Source organism: Micromonospora sp. NBC_01699 (assembly GCF_036250065.1).
Classification (GTDB): domain Bacteria; phylum Actinomycetota; class Actinomycetes; order Mycobacteriales; family Micromonosporaceae; genus Micromonospora_G.
On sequence record NZ_CP109199.1, the window covers coordinates 5,142,268 to 5,164,145 of the forward strand.

Annotated in this window: 8 protein-coding genes; all 8 read right to left on the reverse strand. The window is 73.4% G+C overall.

Translation table 11 applies throughout. The features are described 5' to 3' along the window. Positions 1–4: 4 nt before the first annotated feature. Genes OG792_RS21055 through OG792_RS21090 form a run of 8 tightly spaced genes read right to left on the reverse strand, consistent with a single transcriptional unit; the run spans position 5 to position 21,352 of the window. Entirely contained in the window at positions 5–253 is a 249-nt protein-coding gene (locus tag OG792_RS21055) for a phosphopantetheine-binding protein (RefSeq protein ID WP_329101439.1), read from the reverse strand. Positions 254–289: 36 nt separating this feature from the next. Further along, positions 290–1,036, reverse strand: a complete 747-nt coding sequence (locus OG792_RS21060; protein ID WP_329101441.1) for a polyketide synthase — start codon at positions 1,034–1,036, stop codon at positions 290–292. Then, positions 1,011–1,820: an enoyl-CoA hydratase/isomerase family protein gene (locus OG792_RS21065; RefSeq protein ID WP_329101443.1), complete on the reverse strand. Its 810-nt coding sequence runs from the start codon at positions 1,818–1,820 to the stop codon at positions 1,011–1,013. The genes OG792_RS21060 and OG792_RS21065 overlap by 26 nt, the downstream gene beginning before the upstream one ends. Positions 1,821–1,824: 4 nt before the next feature. Continuing rightward, entirely contained in the window at positions 1,825–3,072 is a 1,248-nt protein-coding gene (locus OG792_RS21070) for a hydroxymethylglutaryl-CoA synthase family protein (RefSeq protein ID WP_329101445.1), read from the reverse strand. Between the two features lie 10 nt (positions 3,073–3,082). Further along, positions 3,083–3,841: a polyketide synthase gene (locus OG792_RS21075; RefSeq protein WP_329101447.1), complete on the reverse strand. Its 759-nt coding sequence runs from the start codon at positions 3,839–3,841 to the stop codon at positions 3,083–3,085. After that, positions 3,838–6,630, reverse strand: a complete 2,793-nt coding sequence (locus OG792_RS21080) for a type I polyketide synthase (RefSeq protein WP_329101449.1) — start codon at positions 6,628–6,630, stop codon at positions 3,838–3,840. The genes OG792_RS21075 and OG792_RS21080 overlap by 4 nt, the downstream gene beginning before the upstream one ends. After that, on the reverse strand, positions 6,623–13,198 hold the full coding sequence (locus OG792_RS21085; RefSeq protein WP_329101451.1) for a type I polyketide synthase: 6,576 nt from the start codon (positions 13,196–13,198) through the stop codon (positions 6,623–6,625). Before OG792_RS21085 ends, OG792_RS21080 begins: the two co-directional genes overlap by 8 nt. Positions 13,199–13,216: 18 nt before the next feature. Beyond that, positions 13,217–21,352, reverse strand: coding sequence for an SDR family NAD(P)-dependent oxidoreductase (locus tag OG792_RS21090; protein WP_329101452.1), 8,136 nt, complete (start codon positions 21,350–21,352; stop codon positions 13,217–13,219). Positions 21,353–21,878: the final 526 nt, after the last annotated feature.

Consider the following 21,878-nt stretch of genomic DNA (forward strand, 5'->3'; position numbering starts at 1 on the left):
AGACCTACTGCTCCTGCTTGACCTTCAGGAACAGGTCGACGAGTTCGTCGACGTTCTTGAGGTTGGCCAGTTCGGTGCGGGGCACCCGGATCTTGAGTTCGCGCATCGACGCCGAGACGATCTCGACGATGTCGAGGCTGCCGAGCCCGAAGTCCTTCATCGACTTGGTGGTGTCGACGGGCTGGTCGTCCAGGCCCTCGGCGTTGAGCCGGATGTGCTTGGTCACCACGTCCACGACCTGCTGACGGTCCATCTTGAGGTGTCTCCTTGTTCTGATCGGTGGTGCTGGTCAGGTGAGGTAGGTCTCGGCGACGATCTCCGCGACCTCGGGTCGGCCGAAGCAGACCCGGTGCATCAGGTGCTCGCGGGACATCGCCGCGCGCAGCAGTTGGCGTCGGGGCTGGGCCAGGGTCTCCTTGGTCAGCTCCAGCACGTGCCGGGGTTTCTCGGCGATGCGCTGGGCGAACTCCAACGCGGTGGGGAACACCTCGTCGGCCGGGACGACGGCGTTGAAGAAGCCACGGCCGTCGAGGTCGCCGCCCCGGTAGTAGCGGGCGGTCAGGGTCAGCTCGGCGGCGGTGGCGGCCCCGACGGCGGCCGGTAGCAGCGCGGTGGTGCCCATCGCCGGGGTGAAGCCCATCCGGGCGAAGTTCATCGCGTACCGGCGGTTGCGGGCGGCCACCACGAGGTCGCAGCAGAGCGCCAGCACCAGCCCGCCGCCGACGGCGTGCCCCTCAAGGGCGCCGACGATCGGCACCGGGAAGTCCAGCATCGGCCGGGACAGCAGCAGGTCCTTGACGTGCAGGGCACCGGAGAGCACCCGTTGCAGGGCCTCCATGGTCGCCCCGGCGCAGAACACCTCCGGCCGGCCGCGCAGGATCAGCACCTTGAGCTGCGGGTCCTGGGCGAGTTGGGCCAGGGCGGCCAGCAGCTCGTCGCAGAGCCGGTCGCTGAGGCGGTTGTCGTGCTCGGCGTCGTCGAGGGTCAGCTCGGCGACGCCGGGCTCGACCTCACGTACCCGAATGACCTGGAACATCCGTCCGCCCTCGGTAGCGTGCGAACCACGGCGGGGCGAAGCCCTCGCCGAACGACGTGACCCCCGCCAGGACGTCCGGCCGGGCCAGCCAGCCGGTGAACTGGTCGAGGCCGATCTCGATCTGCTGGTCGAGGTCGGCGGCGCTGAGCCGGTCGTAGTAGCGCTTGGTCTCGGCGAGCGCCTGCGGCGCGGACCGGAAGATCCGCTGGAGCTGGGCGCGCAGCGCCGTGCCGACGCCATCGGTGACCAGTTCGTCGACCAGGCCCCAGGTGTGCGCCTCGGCTGCCGGGATGCCCCGGGTGCTCAGGGTCATCGCCCGGAGCCGGGCCGGGCCGATGCGCAGCAGCAGGAACGGCACGATGGTCGCCGGCACCAGGCCGACGATCGGCTCGGAGAGCATGAACCGCGCGGCCGGGGTGGCGAGCACCAGGTCGCAGGCGGCGAGCAGGCCGACGCCGCCGCCCATGGCCTCGCCGTCGGCGACCGCGATCACCGGTACCCGGGCCCGCCGGATCCGGGCCAGGCAGGCCGGGAGCCGGCGGAGCTGGTCGCGGTCCGGGAGCCGGCCGTGGACGAAGAACGCCTCCAGGTCGAGCCCACGGCAGAACGTCGGCCCCTCGGCGGCGACCACCATCGCCCGGCAGTCCGGGTCGGCGTCCACGGCGTCGAGCGCCGCCGTCAGCCCGTCGATCAGGTCGAAGTTGATCGCGTTGCCGTTGGCGGGGGCGGCCAGCGTCACGAAGCAGACGCCGTCGGCGATCTCGGTGCGTACCGCGCGGTCCATTCCGTCAGCTCCAGCGGTAGTGACGGTGGTAGTCGCGGACGGCCTCCAGGACCAGCAGGTGCTCTCCCTCGTAGCGCTGGGCGTACAGGTCGCCGACGTCCTGGGTCAGCGGCTGGTAGGTGCGTTCGTCGATGTTCGTCTCGCAGGCCTTCTCGATCTGCTCGTACTGTGCGACGGAGAGCCGGACCCGGGAGTCGAGGTGCGCGTCCAGGTCGAGGCCGCGCACGTACCCGGTGGCGTCCGGTCCGACCAGTCCGCTGTAGAACTCGGCCTGGCAGCCGGAGCCGTACGCGAAGACCGAAAGCCGATCCCCGGCGGCCAGGTCGGTGGCGGTGTGCAGCATGCCGAGCAGGCAGATGAAGGTGGACGCGCCGTACGCGCTGCCGATCCGCCGGGCGAAGTGGGTGCTGGCGGCGACCCGGTCCCGCCAGCTCGCCTCGATGGCGGCCTTGTCGGTGACGCCGAGCCGGTTGAGCAGGGTCTTGTGCGCGACCTTGGTCATCCCCGGGAACGGGGCGTGATAGATGTTCTTCCGGAAGTACGACTCGAAGTCGACCTCGCCGACGATCGTCTCGTACCGCTCGTAGGTCTCCTCCAGCGCGTCCAGGTAGGAGTAGAAGCTGGTCGTGCCGGTGATGATCTCGGTACGCGAGTTGGGGCGCAGCGCGTCGGACAACTCGTTGGTCCAGTAGCCGGCCTTCTCCAGTTCCAGCTCGAACACCGCCGGCTCGGCGCTGACGAGCATGGCGACCGCGCTGCCGCCGGCCATCAGCTCACCGAGGTCGTCGTCCTCGGTCTGCACGTGGTTGCGGGTGCGGCTCAGGTCACTGTTGATGACCAGGGCCTTCTTGCCGGGGCGGACGTTCGACGCGACCCAGGAAGCGGCGACGCGCAGCGCGGCCGTGCCGCCGTAGCACATGTGCTTGACCTCGAAGTTGCGGCTGTGCGCGGGCAGCCGGCAGAACCGCTGCACCCAGGTGGAGATGGGCTTGCCGAAGTCCACCGCCGATTCGGTGGCCACCACGACCAGTTCGATCTGCGCACGGTCATCGTCGGTGAGCAGCCGTTCGGTGGCGTTGACGGCCAGGGTGACCGGGTCCTCGTACGGCGGGATGATGGCCCGCGACTCGTACGGGATCATCTGGCGGCGTTCCAGCTCGGTGAGGGAGCCGCCGCGCGCCGAGGCGAGGTCGGCGATCGTCAGGTACGCCCGACCGCCGTACAGGTTCAACTTCTCGATGCCTACCCGCATGGGAGTTCTCCTAGCTCAGGTACGTCTGGTCGAGCAGCGCGGCGCTGCCGGGCTGGGTGAAGCAGATCCGGTTCATCAGCGGCTCGCGGGCGATGGCCTCCTGGAGGGCGTGGCGCTTGGGCAGCGCCAGCGTCTCCTTCAGCAGTTCCAGCACGTAGCGCGGCTTCTCGGCGATCTGCTCGGCCAGGTCGGTGGCGTGGGCGAGCACCTCGTCGCCGGGTACGACCGCGTTGAACAGCCGCCGGTCGGCCAGCTCGCGACCCTTGTAGTACTTTCCGGTGAAGATCATCTCGGCGGCGACGTGGTGACCGACGGCGGCCGGCAGCAGCACCGACAGGCCCATCGCCGGGGTGAAGCCCATGCTGGCGGAGTTGACCGCGTAGCGGCGGTTCGCGGCGGCGACGGTCAGATCGCAGCACAGCGCCAGGGCCAGGCCACCGCCGACCGCGTGCCCCTCGAGGGCGCCGATCACCGGCACCGGGAAGCCCAGCAGCCGGTCGGCGAGGGCGAGCAGCCGGCGCTCGTCGTACACGCCGCTGGCCATCTCCCGGAGCATCTGGAGAGTGCCGCCGGCGCACCAGATCTCCGGGGTGCCGGTGACCAGGAGGACCTTGACCGACTCGTCGCCGGCCAGCTCGTCGAGGGCGGCGAACAGTTGGTCGACCAGCTCGTAGCTGAGCCGGTTCTCCCGGGTCGGGTCGCAGATGGCGAGCTGGACGATGCCCGAGTCGAGTCGGGTCACCGCCAGAACCGGATCGTGGTGGGTCACCTCGGGTCCTCCGTCGGCCGGCGGTACTGGGCGAGTTGTTCCGGGTCCAGCCAGCAGCGCCGCCGCTGGAACGGGTAGGTGGGCAGGTCCACCGGGGCGTGCGCGCCGCCGCCGAAGGCGGTCCAGTCCACCTCGACGCCGTCGGTGTGCAGGATGGCTGCACTGGCGGTGAGGGTCTCCCAGTTGCCCACCTCCGGGTCCAGCGACCGCAGCCACCGGCCGGTCCCCCGGGGCAGGCAGCGTTTGCCCATCTCGATCAGGGTGTCCTTCGGGCCCATCTCCAGGAACGTGTCGTAGCCCTCGGCGGCGAGCGCCCGGGTGGCGTCCAGGAAGCGGACCGGCTCGCGGAGCTGGTGACGCCAGTACTCGGCGTCGTGGCAGATCCCGGAGCGCAGCATGGTCGCCTGGTAGGTGGACATGAACGGGATGCGCGGCTCGCCGTACTCCTGCCCGGCGATGGCCTTCTCGAACTCGTCGAGGATCGGCTCCAGCAGCGGCGAGTGGGAGGCGTAGGACACCCGCAGCGGGCGGGTGAGCACGAAGTCCTCCTCCAGCCGTTCCAGCACCGCCTGCACGGCGGTCTTCTCGCCGGAGATGACGGTGTGCTCGGGGCCGTTGATGGCCGCGACGGCGACCTGGCCGGCGTACCCGTCCAGCAGCGCGGTGACGTCCTGCGCCGAGGCGGAGCAGGCGGCCATCATGCCGGTCGGCGGGAGCGTGCGGGTGAGCCGGCCGCGTTCCACGATCAGCCGCACCCCGGTCTCCAGGCTGAACACCCCGGCGACCCAGGCGGCGGCGTACTCGCCGAGGCTGTGCCCCAGCACCGCGTCCGGTTCGACGCCCCAGGAACGCCAGGTCGCGGCGAGGGCGCACTGGAGGGCGAAGAGGGTCGGCTGGGCGTACTCGGTGTCGTCGATCGGGTAGGTGACCCCGCCGTCGGGGTAGAGGACGTCCCGCAGCCGCCACGGGTGGTGGGCGTCGAAGAGTTCGGCGCAGCGGTCGATCACACCCCGGAAGACCGGCTCGGTCCGGTACAGCTCCCGGCCCATGTCCCGGTGTTGGCCGCCCTGACCGGGGAAGATGAACGCCAGCCGCCGGCGGGTGCCGGTGGCGACGGCGCCGACCTGGACGCCGTCCGGGCGCTCGCCGGCCGCGATCGCGGTCAGTGCGGCACGGGCCTGCGCGAGGTCGGTCACCGGGACCGCCGCGCGGTGCGCGAAGTGGGTGCGGCGGGCGTTGGCGGTGTGGCAGAACGCGGCGAGGGTCGGGGTGGGTGGCGCGGCGAGCCGGTCGGCGTACCGGCGGGCCTGGTCGCGCAGGGCGTCCTCGCTACGGGCGGAGAGGGTGAGCAGCCGGACCGGCCGGTCGTCGGCGACCGAATCAACCGAGGCGAGCGGCTCGGCCGCGTCGGCCGGAGTGTCGCCGAGGACGATGTGGGCGTTGGTGCCGCCGAAGCCGAACGAGCTGACGCCGGCGGTCCGCGCGCCCGCCGGGGACGGCCACGGGGTGCGGGCGGTGGCCACCCGCAGCGGCAGTTCGGCCCAGTCGACGTGCGGGTTCAGCGCGCGTAGGTGCAGGTGCGGGGGGATCTCGCCGTGGTGCAGGGCGAGCGCCACCTTGATCAGGCCGGTGATCCCGGCGGCGGCCTCCAGGTGCCCGGTGTTGGTCTTGACCGAGCCGAGCAGCAGCGGGCGGGCCGGGTCGCGGCCCGGGCCGAGGGTCGCGCCGAGGGCCCGGACCTCGATCGGGTCGCCGAGGGTGGTGCCGGTGCCGTGCGCCTCGACGTAGTCGACCCGGTGGCCGGGGGTGCGGGCGTCGGCGAGCGCGGCCCGGATCACCGCCTTCTGGGCGACGCCGTTCGGGGCGGTGAGGCCGTTGCTGTGACCGTCCTGGTTGACCGCCGAGCCCCGGATCACCGCGAGGACCCGGTCCCCGTCGGCGCGGGCGTCGGAGAGTCGCTTGAGGACGACCATGCCGGCGCCCTCGCCGCGCACGTAGCCGTTGGCGCTGGCGTCGAAGGTGCGGCTGCGCCCGTCCGGGGAGAGCATGCCGATCTGCGAGAACGCCGCCATGGTCTCCGGCCAGAGCATCACGTTCACCCCGCCGGCCAGGGCGACCCGGGCGGTGCCGGCACGCAGGCTCTGGCAGGCCAGGTGCACCGCGACCAGGGACGACGAGCAGGCGGTGTCCACCGCCATGGACGCGCCGCGCAGGTCGAACAGGTACGACAGGCGGTTCGCGGCGATGCTGAACGCGGTGCCGGACAGCCCCCGGATCGGCGCGCCACCGAGCAGCAGCGAGTAGTCCCAGGTGCTGATGCCCACGTAGACGTCGGTGGCGCTGCCGGCGAGCCGGGCGGGCACCTGACCGGCGTGTTCGAGGGCCTCCCAGGCGACCTCCAGCAGCAGTCGCTGCTGGGGGTCCATGCTGGCGGCCTCGCCCAGCGAGATGCCGAAGAAGCCCGGTTCGAACTGGTCGACCCGGTCGAGGAAGCCGCCGTCGCGGGTGCTCATGGTGCCCGGGGTGGCCTGCTCCGGGTCGTGGTACGCGGCCACGTCCCAGCGGTCGGCGGGAACCTCGGAGACCAGGTCCACGCCGTCGCGCAGCCGGGTCCAGAAGGCGTCGGGGCCGTCCGCGCCGCCGGGGAGGCGGCAGCCCACCCCGATGATCGCGATCGGTTCGGTCCGGGCGCGTTCGACCTCGTCCAAGCGGGCCTGCAGGGTCTCGATGGCGACCAGGGCCCGCTTGAGCGGGGAGAGCGCCTGAGAGGACGGTCCGGCGTCACTCATTGGTGTTCCTCACCTCCAGGGCGGAAAGCTTCGCGGCCAGCAGCGCCTCGACGTCCGCGTCGTCCAGGGCGGCGACCCGGGCGACCAGGTCGGCCGGGGCCTCGGGGGCAGGGCCCGGGGTCGCCGGCGGCGGGGTGGCCGGGGTGGGCGACGGTCGGGCCGGCTCGGGGAAGAGTTCGCCGAGCAGGTGGTCGGTCAGCCGGGCCACGGTGGGGTAGTCGAAGACCAGGGTGCTGGGCAGGGCGCGGCCGGCGAGCCCGCCGAGCGCGTTGCGTAGTTCGACCGCCATCAGCGAGTCCAGGCCGAGGTCCCGCAACGGTTGCTGCGGGTTGACCGGTTGGCTGGTGGGCAGCCCGAGGATGGTGACGGCGGTGTCCCGGACGTACTCCTGAAGGAGCTGCCGGCGCTCGGTGGGGTGGGCGGCGGTGATCCGCTCGCGCGGCCCGCCGGTCGCCGGGGTGGGTGCCGCGCCGGTCGGGGCGGCGGCCGGGGTGACGCCGAGCCGGGTCAGCAACGGCGGGGCGTCGCCGCCGTACTGGCGCAGGTGGGTCGGCCAGTCCACGGCGAACACCCCGGCCTGCACGGCGTGCGCGTCGAGGAGCCGACCGAGGGCGGCGGTGGCGTCGTCGGCGGTCAGCGGCCGGAAGCCCTGCCCGGCGAGCCGCTGCCGCTGCTGGTCGCTGAGCCGGGCGGCCATCCCGCCGTCCGCCCACGGCCCCCAGTTGACGCTGGTGGCGGGAAGCCCTCGGGCGCGGCGGTGCTGGGCGAGCGTGTCGAGGAAGGCGTTCGCGGTGACGTAGCCGCTCTGCCCGGCCGAGCCGAGCAGCGACGCGACCGACGAGCAGAACACCAGGAAGTCCAGCGGCAGGTGCCGGGTGAGCCGGTGCAGATTCCAGCCACCGGCGACCTTCGGGGCGAGCACCCGGGCGAAGCGCGGCCAGTTCTGCTGGTCGAGCACACCGTCGTCGAGCACGCCGGCGGCGTGCACCACGCCGCGCAGTGGCGGCAGGTCGGCGGCGATCCCGGCGAGCAGGTCGGTCAGGGCGTCCGGGTCGGCCACGTCGGCCTGCCGGACGTGGATCCGCGCGTCCGGGTGCAGGTCGCGCAGGGCCGCCGCGACCTGCGGCGTGGGGGCGCTGCGGCCGACCAGCACCAGGTGCCGGGCGCCGCGCGCCACCAGCCACCGGGCGATCGCCGGGCCGATCCCGCCGAGACCTCCGGTGACCAGGTACGTGGCGTCGGGGTGCACGGCCGGCGGTGGCTCGTGGGTGACCACCACCTTGCCGACGTGCCGGGCCTGGGCCATATGGCGGAACGCGTCCACCGCCCGGTCCAGGGCGAACGCGCGCAGCGGCAGCGGGTTGAGCCGGCCCTCCCCGAGTGCGGCGGTCAGGTCCCGCAGCAGGGTGCGGATCAGCGCCGGGTCGTCGTCGGCGACCGCCCCGAGGTCGTACGGGTGGTAGGCGACGTCAGGGCGGTGGGCGGCGACCCGCTCGACCGCCCAGATGCCCCGCTTGCCGATCTCCAGGAACCGCCCGCCGGGGCGGAGCAGGTCCAGGCTGTACGGGATGAAGTCGTCGGCGAGCGAGTTGAGCACCACGTCGACGCCCGCACCGTCGGTGCGCTCACGGATCTGGTCGGCGAAGTCCAGGGTGCGCGAGTTGAAGACGTGTCGCACGCCCAGGTCGGTGAGGATCGGCCACTTGGCCGGGCTGGCGGTGGCGAACACCTCCGCCCCGGCCGCCTGGGCGAGTTGCACGGCGGCCAGGCCGACGCCACCGGCGGCGGCGTGGATCAGCACCCGGTCGCCGGGCTTGAGCGCGGCCAGGTGGTGCAGCCCGTACGCGGCGGTGCAGAACGCCACCGGGATCGTGGCAGCCTCGGCGTGGCCGAGGGTCGCCGGGAGCGGGGCGACCCGGTCGGCGGCGACGGTGACGAAGCTGGCGAAGCTCGCCGGGGCGAGCGCGAGGACACGGTCCCCGACGGCCAGGTCCGGCACGTCCGCGCCGGCGGCCACCACCACCCCGGCGCACTCAAGGCCGAGCGGTCCCGCCTCACCCGGATACATGCCGAGCGCGTTGAGCACGTCCCGGAAGTTGAGCCCGGTGGCGTGCACCCGGATCTCCACCTCGTGCGGTGCCGGCTGCCGGCGGGCGGCCGGGTCGAAGGTGAGGTTCTCCAGGACACCCCGCGCGCGGATGCCCAGCCGCACCGGCCCGGCCTCGGCCGGCGGCGTGGCCGGCACCAGCCGGGGCACATGGACGGTGCCGGCGCGCAGCGCGAGCTGGTCCTCGGCGTCGGCGGCGCGCAGCAGGTCGGGCAGTTCCGGCGGGACCGGCCGGGGGTCGGCCGGGTCGAGGTCGAGGCAGGTCCAGCGCAGGTCGGGGCGTTCCCGGCCGACCGCCCGGGCCAGGCCCCAGACCGGCGACTGGGTCACCGCCACCGGCGCGTCGTCCGGGGTGACCGCCCGTGCGCCCCGGGTGAGCAGCCAGACCGGCGGGGTCGGGCCGTCGGCGGCGGTGAGCACCCGGGCCAGGTCGAGCAGGACGCGGACGGTCCGTTCGTGTGCGGTCAGCACGTCGCCGGTGGTCGGCTCGGCCCCCGGCCCGAAAACCGCAGGGGTGTCCAGGCCGGCGAGGTGCACGACGCCCCGCCACGGCCGGTCGGCGGTGAGCTGGCCGTGCAGCCGGGCGGCCAGGTCGTCGGCCGGGTCGGCGGGCAGCACGACGACCTCGTCGCCCCGGGCCCGCAGCAGGTCGCCGAGCGCCTCGGCGGAACCGTCCCGGTCGGCCAGGAACAGCCAGGCCCCGCCGCCGTCCCACTCGGCCGGACGGGGTGCCCGCGCCGGCTCCCAGGCGATCTCGTAGCCGAGGTCGGCGTTCCGGCGCAGCGCGTCCCGGCCGGCCCGCCGCAGCAGCAGCCCCTCGATCCGGGCCAGTGGCGTGCCGTCCGGGGCGTACAGGTCGAGGTCGGCGACGGTGGTGTCGTCGTCGCGGCGACGCAGCGTGGCGTGGCTCCACACCTGCGCCCCGGCCGGGGCGGCCGCGGCGAACCGGTCCAGACCGATCGGCAGCCAGGCAGCGGCCAGGTCGTCGGGGAGCGCGGCCAGGACCACCTGGAGGGCCGCGTCGAGCAGCGCCGGGTGCCACCGGTACGCGCCGGCGGTGGCGGCCACGTCGGCCGGGAGGGCGACCCGACCGAGCGCCTCGTCGGTGCCCCGCCACAGGTCGCGTACGCCGGTGAAGGCCGGCCCGTAGCCGATGCCGACGTCGCGCAGCCGCTGGTAGAACGGCGTGACCTCGGCCGGGGTGAGTCGGTCGCGCAGCGCCGCCACGTCGACCGGTGGTCCGGGCGGCGGGGCGTACCGGGCCACCACGCCTTCCGCGTGCCGGGTCCAGGGCTGGTCGTCAACGGCGGTGGCCGGCTGGCTGAACACACCGACGCTGCTCCGGCCACCGCCGGCGGGGGTGAGCACGGTCTGCACCGCCACCGGCGCGTCGGCGGGCAGCACCAGCGGCTCGTGCAGCACCAGGTCGGTGACCTGGGCCGGGCCGGGGTCGCCGTGGGCGGCCAGGGCCAGTTCCAGGTAACCGGTCAGCGGCAGCAGCGCCGCGTCGTGGACGCGGTGGTCACCGAGGGCCCCGACGGTGGCGTCCAGGACGCTGTCGAAGGTGGGCAGGGCGGTGCGGGCCCGCCGACCGAGCAGCGGGTGCCCGCCGGCCGGCCGGGCGGCGGCGGGTCGGGCTGCCGGGCGCAGCCAGTGCCGTCGCCGCTGCCACGGGTACGCCGGCAGCTCCACGCACCGGCCGGCGGTGGGGTGCAGCCGTCCGAAGTCGACGGGGTGGCCGGCCCGGTAGAGGCCGCCGAGGGCGGTGAGCAGGGTGGTCCGTGGGTCCGCGTTGGCCCGCATCGAGGCGAGCACGACGGCCCGTTGGCCGGTGCTTTCGAACTGCTCGACGATGGGCCGGGCCAGCACCGGTTGCGGGGCGACCTCGACCACCGTCCGCAGGGCGGTCTCCACGCCGAGGTCGGCGAGGGCATCGGCGAAGCGGACCGGTTCGCGGATGTTGCGTCCCCAGTACGCCGCGTCGAAGTCCCCGTCTCCGGCGGCGCGTCCGGTGACGGTGGAGACGATCGGCACGCTGGCCGGCTGCGGGGCGAGCCCGCGCAGCGCCGCCACCAGCGGGGCCTGGAACGGTGCCATCTGCGGGCTGTGGAAGGCGTACTCGACCCGCAACATTCGGCTGGCCACGCCCTGGGCGGTGAGCGCGGCGAGCACCTCGGCGAGGGCGTCCGGGTCACCGGCGAGGACGGTGGCGGTGGGCCCGTTGACGGCGGCCACGGTGAGCCGCTCCGCGTACCCGGCGACGACCGCCTCGGCCTCGGCGACCGGCAGCGCGACGCTGGCCATCCGGCCGAGCCCGTGCGCCTGCTGCATCACCCGTCCCCGGTGGTACGCGACCCGCAGCGCGTCGGCGAGGGTGAGCACCCCGGCGACGTGGGCGGCGGCGATCTCACCGACGCTGTGCCCGATCACGGCCTCCGGTTCGATCCCCCACGAGCGCCACAGGGCGGCCAGCGAGACCTGCACGGCGACCAGGGCGGGCTGGGCGATCTCGGTGCGGTCCAGCCGGGAGCGGGTCTCGTCAGCGCGGATCTCGGCCAGCAGCGACCAGTCGGTGTGGGCGCGGAGCAGCTCGTCGCAGTGGCGCATGGTCTCGGCAAAAACCGGTTCCTGGTCCAGCAGATCGTGGCCCATGCCGGCCCACTGGGCGCCCTGCCCGGAGAAGACGAAGAGTGGCCCGGCGGGCGGGTCGGGGACGGTTCCGTCGACCGGCAAGTCGACCAGGGCGGCCAGCTTGTCGGCGAGTTCGGCGGGCGTACGGCCGGTCACCATGGCCCGGAACGGGTGGTGACTGCGCCGCACCCCGGCCGTCCAGACCAGGTCGCGCAGCGCCGGGCCGCCGTCGGTGGCCAGCAGCGACCGGTACGCACCGGCCAGGTCCCGCAACGCCTGCGGGCTGCGCGCCGACAGCGGCAGCAGCTCCACCCGGTCGGCCAGGCCGTCCGTGGGCGCGGCCGGTGCCGAAGCGTCGGTGGGCGCAGCCGACGTGGGACTGTCGGTCGGGGCGGCCGACGCGGGACGGTCCGTCGGCGCGACCGACGCGGGCTCGGCGGGTGCCGGGGCGTCGCCCACCACCAGGCAGCCGTTCGTGCCGGACCAGCCGAACGAGCTGACCGTGGCGTACCGGGGATGGTCGCTGGCCGGCCACGGGCGCGACTCGGTGGGGATGACGAACCGGGTGCCGGTCAACGAGGTGTTCGGGTTGAGGGCGTGGAAGTGCAGGTGGGCGGGGATCGCCTGGTGCCGCAGGGCGAGCACGACCTTGATCAGGCCGGCGATGCCGGCGGCGGCCTCCAGGTGGCCGATGTTGGTCTTCACCGAGCCGAGCGCGATCGGCCGGTTGGTGTCGGTGGCCGGGCCGAACACCTCGGCGAGCGCCTCGACCTCGATCGGGTCGCCGAGCGCGGTGCCGGTGCCGTGGGCCTCGACGGCGTCCACGTCGGCCGGGTCGACGCCCGCGTTGCGCAACGCCTGCGCCACGATGAGCTGCTGGGAGAGTCCGCTCGGCGCGGTCAGGCCGTTGGTCCGACCGTCCTGGTTGACCGCCGAGCCCCGGATCACCGCGAGGACCGGGTCGCCGTCGCGCCGCGCGTCGGAAAGTCGCTTGAGGACGATCGCCCCGCAGCCCTCGCCCCGGACGAACCCGTCGGCGGCGGCGTCGAAGGTCTTGCACCGGCCGTCGGTGGCCATCATCCGCATCTTGGTGGTGGCCATGGTGAAGTGCGGGGCCAGCGCCAGATTCACCCCGCCGGCCAACGCGGTGTGGCACTCGCCGGCGCGCAGGCTCTGGCAGGCCAGGTGCACCGCCACCAGGGACGACGAGCAGGCGGTGTCCAGCGCGACGCTGGGCCCACGCAGGTCGAGCAGGTACGAGATGCGCCCGGCCACGACGCTGTGTGAGGTGCCGGTGCCGGTGTACGTGTCGATCTGGTCGGGGTCGGCGTACTGGAGCCAGGTGTAGTCGTTGCTGTGGCTGTGGACGCCGACGAACACGCCGGTCTGGCTGCCGGCAAGCCGGTCAGTGGTCTGGCCGGCGTGCTCCAGGGCCTCCCAGGCGACCTCCAGCATGATCCGCTGCTGCGGGTCCATCTGGTCGGCCTCCCGGGGGGAGATGCCGAAGAAGGCGGCGTCGAAGCGGTCCACCTGGTCGAGGAAGCCGCCCCAGCGGCTGCTGACCCGGCCGGGCACGGTCGGGTCCGGGTCGTAGAGGGTGTCGGCGTCCCACCGGTCGGCCGGGACCTCGGTGATCGCGTCCACCCCGTCGCGCAGCAGCGCCCAGAACGCCTCCGGGCTGTTCGCGCCGCCGGGGAACCGGCAGCTCAGACCGACGATCGCGATCGGTTCGGTGCGGGCGCGCTCGGTGGCCTCGAGTTTGGCGCGTAGGTCGCGCACCGCGGTCAACGCGCGTTGCAGCGTCGCCGCCGAGGGGTGTGCTGAGGACATGTCGGTTCCTTGTCGCCGTCAGGACTCGAGGTCGTTGAGCTCTTGGGCGAGAAGCGCTTCGAGGTCGTCGACCGAGAGCCCGCCCAGGTCGTCGTCGCCCGTCTGGTCGCCGGAGGTGGGGTCGGCATGGTTGGCAGATTCGGTCGACTCGTCCTGTTTCGGGGGTTCCTCCGGGGCGTCGAGCGGAACGCCCAGCCGGTCGGCGAGGTAGGGCACGAGCACCTCGATCGTCGGGTAGTTCCAGATCAGCGTCGCGGACAGCGCCAGGTGCAGGCCGGCCTCGAGCCGGTTGCGCAGTTCGAGGGACATCAGCGAGTCGAAGCCGAGGCTGCGCAGCGGCGTGCCCACCCCGACCCGGGACGGGGCCAGCCGCAGCACCCGGGCCGCCTCCTCACAGACGTACGCCTCGACGGCGGCCCGCCGACGGCGACCCGGCGGGGCGGCGAGGAAGCGTTCCCGAACGCCGTCCGACGCGGGCCGCTCGGCGGCTGCGGTGCCGAGCAGCGCGAGCTGGTTGGTCCGCCCGGCGGCCGGGTACGCGGCCACCCACTCGGCGGCGTCGAACGGCATCACCGCGACCTGGGCGCTCTGCTGCCCAAGCAGCGCGCCGAGCACCGCGACGCCCTGGTCGGGGGTGATCGCCCGCAGTCCGCGCAGCGCCTCCTGGCCGCCCTGTTCCAGACGGGCCGCCATACCCACCGCCGACCAGGGACACCAGTTGACGCTGAGCGCGGGCAGGCCGGCCGCCCGACGGGCGTGGGCCAACGCGTCCAGGAAGGCGTTCCCGGCGGCGTAGCTGCTCTGCCCGGGTGAGCCGAGCACCGAGGTCACCGAGGAGAACAGGACGAAGAAGTCCAGCGGGTCGACGCCGGTCTGGGTGTGCAGGTGCCAGGCGGCGTCGACCTTGGGACGGGTCACCCGCCGGTACCGCTGCCCGGTCTGCTGGAGCAGGATGCCGTCGTCGAGAACCCCGGCGGCGTGCACCACACCGCGCAACGGGGGCAGGTGGGCGCGGACGTGGTCGAGCACCCGGGCCACCTCGGCCGGGTCGGTGACGTCGGCGGCGAAGGTCGCCACCCGGACGCCGGCGTCGGCCAACTCGTTCAGGGTGGGCTGCGCGGCGGCCGATGCGCCACTGCGGCCGACCAGGACGAGCTGGGTGGCCCCCCGCTCGGCGAGCCAGCGGGCGACCCGCAGGCCGAGCCCGCCGAACCCGCCGGTGATCAGGTAACTGGCGTCGGCGGGCAGCCGGCCGACACCGGCGGCGGGACGGACCTCGACCGTGGCCGGGTCGGTCACCGTCAGCACGATCTTGCCGATGTGGCCCGCCTGCTCCATCAGGTGGAAGGCGTCCTGCGCCTGGCCCACCGGGAACCGGCGCACCGGCAGCGGCTGGAGTTCCCCGGCGTCGACCCGGGCGACGATGCGCCGCAGCAGCCCGCCGACCAGCGCGGTGCGCTCGGTGAACATCAGGTCCAGGTCGACGGCGAAGAACGACAGGTTCCGGCGGAACGGGCCGAGCCCGAGCGACCGGTCCTGGTAGATGTCCCGCTTGCCGATCTCCACGAACCGCCCGTACGGGGCGAGCGCGCCGACGCCGTGCGCGATGAGGTCCCCGGAGAGCGAGTTGAGGACGACGTCCACGCCCCGCCCGTCGGTCTCGGCGCGGACCTGGTCGGCGAACGCCGCCGACCGGGAGTCCATCACGTGCCGCACGCCCAGCGACGTGAGGTGGGCGCGCTTCTCGTTGCTGCCGGCGGTGGCGAACACCTCCGCCCCGGCGGCGTGGGCGAGCTGCACCGCGGCCAGCCCGACCCCGCCCGCGGCGGCATGCACCAGGACCCGCTCGCCGGGCTCGATCCGGGCGAGGTGCTCCAGGGCGTACGCGGCGGTGAGGAAGGCGATCGGGATGGTGGCGGCCTCGGCGAAGTCGAGGCGCTCGGGTTTGGGCGCGACGAGCCGCGCGTCGGCGAGGACGTGGCTGCCGATGCCGTGCGGGGCGACCGCCACCACCGGGTCGCCGATCCGCAGGTCGGTGACGTCCGGTCCGACCGCCGCGATAACCCCGGCGCACTCGTCGCCGAGCGTCACCTCGGCGGTGTCGTCGAGCCCGGGGTAGAGACCTAGGGTCTTCAGGACGTCGCGGAAGTTCAGCCCGCTGGCCCGAATCTCGACCAGCACCTGCCCCGGCCCCGGGGCGAGCGGGGCGACGGCGCGCAGGTGGAGCTGGTCGAGGGTGCCGACCCGGTCGACGGCGAGCCGGAACGGGCGGTCCCCGGCCGGCTCCGGGTCGACGGTCGGTTCCTCGGCGGTGGCCGGGACCAGGCGGGAGACCAGCACGTCGGTGCCGCGCAGGGCGAGTTCGGGTTCCTCGACCGGGGCGGTCAAGGCGGTGAGCAGCGCGGCGTCCTCGTCGGGCAGGTCCGTCCCGAGGTCGACGCGGGTGCAGTCCAGGTCCGGGTGTTCGTGCGCGATGGTCCGGCCGAGCCCCCAGAGCGGGGCCTGGGCGACCGCCGTAGCCCGGTCCGTGGGGCGGACGGCCTGGCTGTCCCGGGTGACCAGCCAGAGCCGGGGGCGCGTGGTGCCGGGTACGTCGTGCAGCGCCGCGACCAGGTGCCGGACGCTGTCGGCGACCAGCCGGTGGTTGGGTTCCCAGCCGTCGGCGGTGTCCGTCCCGGGTACCACCGTGTCCAGCGCCCAGCGGTGCACCACCCCGCGCAGGGTGGGCTGCCCCGAAGCGAGGACCTCGGCGAGCAGGTCGCGCAGGTGCTCGGGGCAGGTCGGGTCGACCTGGTAGGCGTCCGGCCCGAGACGTTGGTAGCGGTCGCCGGGGCGGGCCACGACGCAGCTGCCGCCCCGGGCGGTCAGCGCGGCGTCCAGGGTGGTGTCCCGGTCGGCGAGGAGCAGCCACCGTCCGGTGAGGTCGGCCGTACCGGCGTCGGCGGTCAGGCCCGGGGCGGGCTGCCAGCGGATCTGGTAGAGCAGGTCGGCGCCGCCGGCCACGCTTCGGGCCAGGCGGCGCAGCCGTAGGCCGGTGACGACGACCAGGACCCGGCCGTCCGGGGCGTGGACCGTCAGGTCGGCGGTGTGCTCGTCGGTGTCGGTGGTTTCGCGGAGCCGGGCGTGGCAGGTGACCTCGGTGCCGGGGCGGTCCCGCAGGTCGAGGCGTTCGACGCCGACCGGCACGTAGGTGTCGGCGGGCTGCGTCGGGAGCGCGGCGAGGGCGACCTGGAGGCAGGCGTCCAGCAGTGCGGGGTGCATGGTGTAGCCGCCGCCGGCCTCGCCGTGGACCTGCGCCCACGCCTCGCCGTCGGTTCGGCGGAGCTGTCGTACGCCCTGGAAGTGGGGGCCGTAGTCGAGTCCCCGGGCGCGCATCGCCGCGTAGTGGGTTTCGCCCGGTTCGGGCAGTTCGGGTCGGATGGCGTCGGCGGCCGGGGCGGTGTCGCCGGTGCGGCGGACGGTGCCCCGGGCGTGGACGAGCCAGTCGCCGGGGCGGCCGTCCTCGTCGGGTTGGCGGCTGGCGCACTGGAATGCGAACCCGCCGGTCGGGTGGCCGGTGAGGGTCGCCTGGACGGTGACCGGCCGATCGCTCAGCGCGAGCGGTTCGGTGATCTCCAGGTCGGCGACGGAGACGGCCGGGCCGAGCCGGTCGGTCGCGGCGGCCAGCGCCATCTCCAGGTACCCGGTGGCGGGGAGCAGCACCTGGCCCCGGACCCGGTGGTCGGCGAGGTAGGGCAGCCGGTCGACGTGCAGGTCGGTGGTCCAGAGGTGGGTGCCCTGGTCGAGGGAGGACTCGACGCGTGCGCCGAGCAGCGGGTGGCCGACCGGCTGGCCGGCCCGGACGGTGTGCTCCGGCCAGTGGCGTTCCCGCTGCCAGGGGTACTCGGGGAGGCGGACGACCTCGCCGGCGCCGGGGTGCAGGGCCGTCCAGTCGAGCCGGACGCCCAGCCGGTACAGCTCACCGGCGGTGTCCAGCATGGTGAGTCGTTCCCCGGTGTCCCGCCGGGTGGAGGTGAGGACCACCCCACCACCAGAACGCCGACACGACTCCTCGATCGCCCCACCCAACACCGGATGCGGACTGACCTCCAGAAAACACGTCAACCCATCAACCAGCAACCGCTCCACCATCGGCGCGAACCGCACCGGCTCCCGCAGATTCTCCCACCAGTACCCCGCCCCCAACTCCACACCAGACAACACCTCACCCCGCACCGTCGAATACAACGGCACCGACGCCACCCGCGGCGACACCCCCACCAACCCCGCCAAAAGATCATCACGCAACCCATCCACCTGCGGAGAATGCGACGCCACATCCACCTGCACCCGCCGCGCGAACACCCCCCGACCCGACAACTCCCCCACCACCGCATCCACCGCACCCGACGACCCCGCCACCACCGTCGTCACCGGACCATTCCACGCCGCCACCACCACCTCACCACCAAACCCAGCCACCACCTCCCCCACCTCAACCGCACCCAACCCCACCACCGCCATCGCACCCACCCCCGACACCCGCCGCATCAACCCACTCCGCACACAGATCACCCGAGCCGCATCACCCAACGACAACGCCCCCGCCACACACGCCGCCGCCACCTCACCCATCGAATGCCCCACCACCGCCGCCGGCTCCACACCCCACGACCGCCACACCGCCGCCAACCCCACCTGCACCGCAAACAACACCGGCTGCACCACATCGATCCCCTCCAGGACCGACCCACCCTCCAACACCTCCACCAACGACCAATCCACCAACCCCGCAAACGCCCCCTCACACGCCAACACCACCTCCCGAAACACCGGCTCCCGACGCCACAACTCCCGACCCATCCCCACCCACTGACCACCCTGACCCGGAAACACGAACACCACCTTGCGGGCGGTTCCGGCGGGCACGGGGGTGGCCGGACGGTCGTCGGCGAGCCGGACGGTCAGCTTCTCCACCAGGTCGGCGTGGGAGGTGGCGGCGACGGCGAGCCGAACGGCGTGGTGGTCCCGCCGGAGGGCGGCGGTGTGGCCGAGGTCGCGCAGTCGTACGTTCGGGTGCCGGCCGAGCAGGTCGACGGTGCGTCGGGTGAGGTCGGTCAGCGCGTCCGGGGTGTGGGCCGAGAGCGGGACGAGGACCGGGTCCTGCGCCGTCCGCGCGTCGACGGCGGCGGTCACCTCGTCGGCGGTGGGCCCGGCGTCGTCGACCGCCGGTGGGACGGGCGTGGTCGGCGCGGCGGGTCGGGTCGGCGCGTCCGGCAGCGGCAGGTCGACCGGGGTGAGGTCCTGCGGGTAGAGGGCGGGCCAGTGCAACGGGTGACCGAGCCGGTAGAGGGTGGCGGCGGTGTCGAGCAGCGCACCGCGCTCGTCCTCGTCTCGTCGGGTGGAGGTGAGGACCACCCCACCACCAGAACGCCGACACGACTCCTCGATCGCCCCACCCAACACCGGATGCGGACTGACCTCCAGAAAACACGTCAACCCATCAACCAGCAACCGCTCCACCATCGGCGCGAACCGCACCGGCTCCCGCAGATTCTCCCACCAGTACCCCGCCCCCAACTCCACACCAGACAACACCTCACCCCGCACCGTCGAATACAACGGCACCGACGCCACCCGCGGCGACACCCCCACCAACCCCGCCAAAAGATCATCACGCAACCCATCCACCTGCGGAGAATGCGACGCCACATCCACCTGCACCCGCCGCGCGAACACCCCCCGACCCGACAACTCCCCCACCACCGCATCCACCGCACCCGACGACCCCGCCACCACCGTCGTCACCGGACCATTCCACGCCGCCACCACCACCTCACCACCAAACCCAGCCACCACCTCCCCCACCTCAACCGCACCCAACCCCACCACCGCCATCGCACCCACCCCCGACACCCGCCGCATCAACCCACTCCGCACACAGATCACCCGAGCCGCATCACCCAACGACAACGCCCCCGCCACACACGCCGCCGCCACCTCACCCATCGAATGCCCCACCACCGCCGCCGGCTCCACACCCCACGACCGCCACACCGCCGCCAACCCCACCTGCACCGCAAACAACACCGGCTGCACCACATCGATCCCCTCCAGGACCGACCCACCCTCCAACACCTCCACCAACGACCAATCCACCAACCCCGCAAACGCCCCCTCACACGCCAACACCACCTCCCGAAACACCGGCTCCCGACGCCACAACTCCCGACCCATCCCCACCCACTGACCACCCTGACCCGGAAACACGAACACCACCCGGGGAGCGGACGTGGTCACCTCCGCCGTCGTACCGGCAGGGTCGGCGAGCCACCGGTCGAGCCCGGCGGCCAGCTCGTCGCCGGTCCGCGCGGTCACCGCCGTGCGGTACGGCTGCTCGACGCTCCGGCCGGCCAGGGTCCAGCCGAGCCCGGCCAGGTCGAGCGGTCCGGTGGCGGCGTCCCGGACGGCACCGGCCGAGTCGACCGGACCGGCCACGGCGTCCCGGACGATACCGGCCAGCTCGCGCAGTCCGGCCTCGGTGGCTGCGGCAAGCGGCAGGAGCTGGACCGGCTGCGCGGTCGCCCCGGCCAGCACGACGTGGCAGTTGGTGCCCCCGAACCCGAACGCGCTGACCCCGGCCAGGGGGGTCTCCTCGGGGTACGGCCACGGCTCGGTGGTGCGCGGCACCCGCAGCCGCAGCCCGTCGAAGTCGATGTGCGGGTTGGGCGCCTCGAAGTGGAGGTTCCCCGGGATGGTCCGGTGCCGGACGGCCAGAGCGGCCTTGATCAGGCCGGCGATGCCGGCGGCGGCCTCCAGGTGACCGATGTTGGTCTTCACCGAGCCCAGCGCGAGCGGACGCTCCGCCGGCCGGCCCGCGCCCAGGACGGCACCGATCGCGTTCGCCTCGATCGGGTCGCCGAGCAGGGTGCCGGTGCCGTGGGTCTCCACGTAGTGCACCCGGTCCGGGGCGACGCCCGCCCGGTCGTACGCGGCCCGCAGCATCGCCACCTGCGCCTGCGGGTTCGGCGCGGTCAGGCCGTTGCTGAAACCGTCGTTGTTGACCGTGGAGCCGGCGATCACGCAGTACACCGGGTCGCCGTCGGCCAGCGCCCGGGACAGCGGCTTGAGTACGACGAGGCCGGCGCCCTCACCACGGACGTAGCCGTTGGCACGGGCGTCGAACGCCTTGGAGCGGCCGTCCGGGGCCATCGCCCCGAACTTCGACATCGCCACCGTGCTCTCCGGGGCAAGGGTCAGGTTCACCCCGCCGGCCAACGCCATCGTCGCCTCACCGGTACGCAGGCTCTGGCAGGCGAGGTGGACGGCGACCAGCGCGGACGAGCAGGCGGTGTCGACGGCCAGGCTCGGCCCTTGGAGCCCGAGCAGGTACGACACCCGGGCCGCGATGATGCTGAGGTCCTGCCCGGTCGCGGTGTGCGCGGTGACGTCCTCGGCGTGGTGACCGAACAGGTGGCCGTAGTCGTGCCACATCGCCCCGCAGAACACGCCGGTGGCGCTGTCCCGCAGGGATCCCGGGGCGATCCCGGCGTCTTCGAGGGCCTCCCAGGCCAGCTCGAGGACGAGGCGCTGCTGCGGGTCCATCTGGAGGACCTCGCGGGGGGCGAGTCCGAAGAAGCCGGCGTCGAAGCGGTCGACGTGTTCGAGGAAGCCGCCCCAGCGGGTGTTCATCTTGCCGGGGGCGTCCGGCGCGGAACTGAAGAACTGTTCGATGTCCCACCGCCCGGCCGGCACTTCAGTGATCGCGTCGACACCCTGCGTCAGCAGTTTCCAGTACGCCCCGACGTTCGGGGCGCCGGGAAAGCGGCACGCCATTCCGACAATCGCGATCGGCTCCGATTCCCGGGTAATCGGACGCCTACTCGGCGTGGCCTTCTCTTCGTCGCCACGGGTAAGGAAACGGACCAACGAGTCGATGGTGGGATGATCCCAGACAAGCGTTGCCGGAAGGGGCCGTCCGACGAATTCGGCGAGCGCGGCGATGAGGCCGGCGGCGCGCAGCGAATTGAGGCCGTACCGGTGGAACCGTTCGTACGCGTCCAGGCCGGCGGCGTCGAGGTCGAGTTGCGCAGCCAGCCGTTCCCGCAGCCAGGTCTCCACCTGGACAGCGGTGAGGGAATCGTGACTCGGGACTTCCGGATCGTCGTGACGCATGCACTTGTCCTAAACGGGAGAATCCTCCACCTGGCCGGGCTCGTTCGCCGGCGAGCGGTACGCGGCGAGAGGTGGGCCGACCGGGGAAGGCTGCCGACGCGGTGGGTGACTGGCGCGGTTCTACGGGTCAGGAAGTGCGGGCCGCCCCGGGCGGCAGGGAGAGTCTCACCAGCTCAGGGCGACGGCGGTGGTGGGCTGGGCCAGGACGGCACGTTCTCGGCGCCGCGACGGAACGCGTCGTCGGCGCGGCGAATGTGACCGACCGAGAACGGCCGGACATCGTCCGCCTTGACGTTTCCCCACAGCTCACCTCAATACGCAGAGCGACCGTCAGCCCGTGTGCGCCAGGCCGGAAAAGGGCAGGAGTATCGGCAGCCCGAAGGCCAGAACACCTGCCCGGCATTCCGTCCCAGCATTGACCCGATGACGCCCCCGCGAACCTCCAGCGGGCCACGAGGGGAATGCTAGCAGTGGAACGCGAAAAGTGCTCAGTGACCTCACGGTGTCGGTTTTGGGTGCTCTGTTG

Bases quoted from the DNA above. Each gene is read 5' to 3' on its own strand.
- OG792_RS21090 (WP_329101452.1), bottom strand. From the start codon at position 21,352: ATGCGTCACGACGATCCGGAAGTCCCGAGTCACGATTCCCTCACCGCT.
- OG792_RS21070 (WP_329101445.1), bottom strand. From the start codon at position 3,072: ATGCGGGTAGGCATCGAGAAGTTGAACCTGTACGGCGGTCGGGCGTAC.
- OG792_RS21060 (WP_329101441.1), bottom strand. From the start codon at position 1,036: ATGTTCCAGGTCATTCGGGTACGTGAGGTCGAGCCCGGCGTCGCCGAG.
- OG792_RS21085 (WP_329101451.1), bottom strand. From the start codon at position 13,198: ATGTCCTCAGCACACCCCTCGGCGGCGACGCTGCAACGCGCGTTGACC.
- OG792_RS21055 (WP_329101439.1), bottom strand. From the start codon at position 253: ATGGACCGTCAGCAGGTCGTGGACGTGGTGACCAAGCACATCCGGCTC.
- OG792_RS21065 (WP_329101443.1), bottom strand. From the start codon at position 1,820: ATGGACCGCGCGGTACGCACCGAGATCGCCGACGGCGTCTGCTTCGTG.
- OG792_RS21080 (WP_329101449.1), bottom strand. From the start codon at position 6,630: ATGAGTGACGCCGGACCGTCCTCTCAGGCGCTCTCCCCGCTCAAGCGG.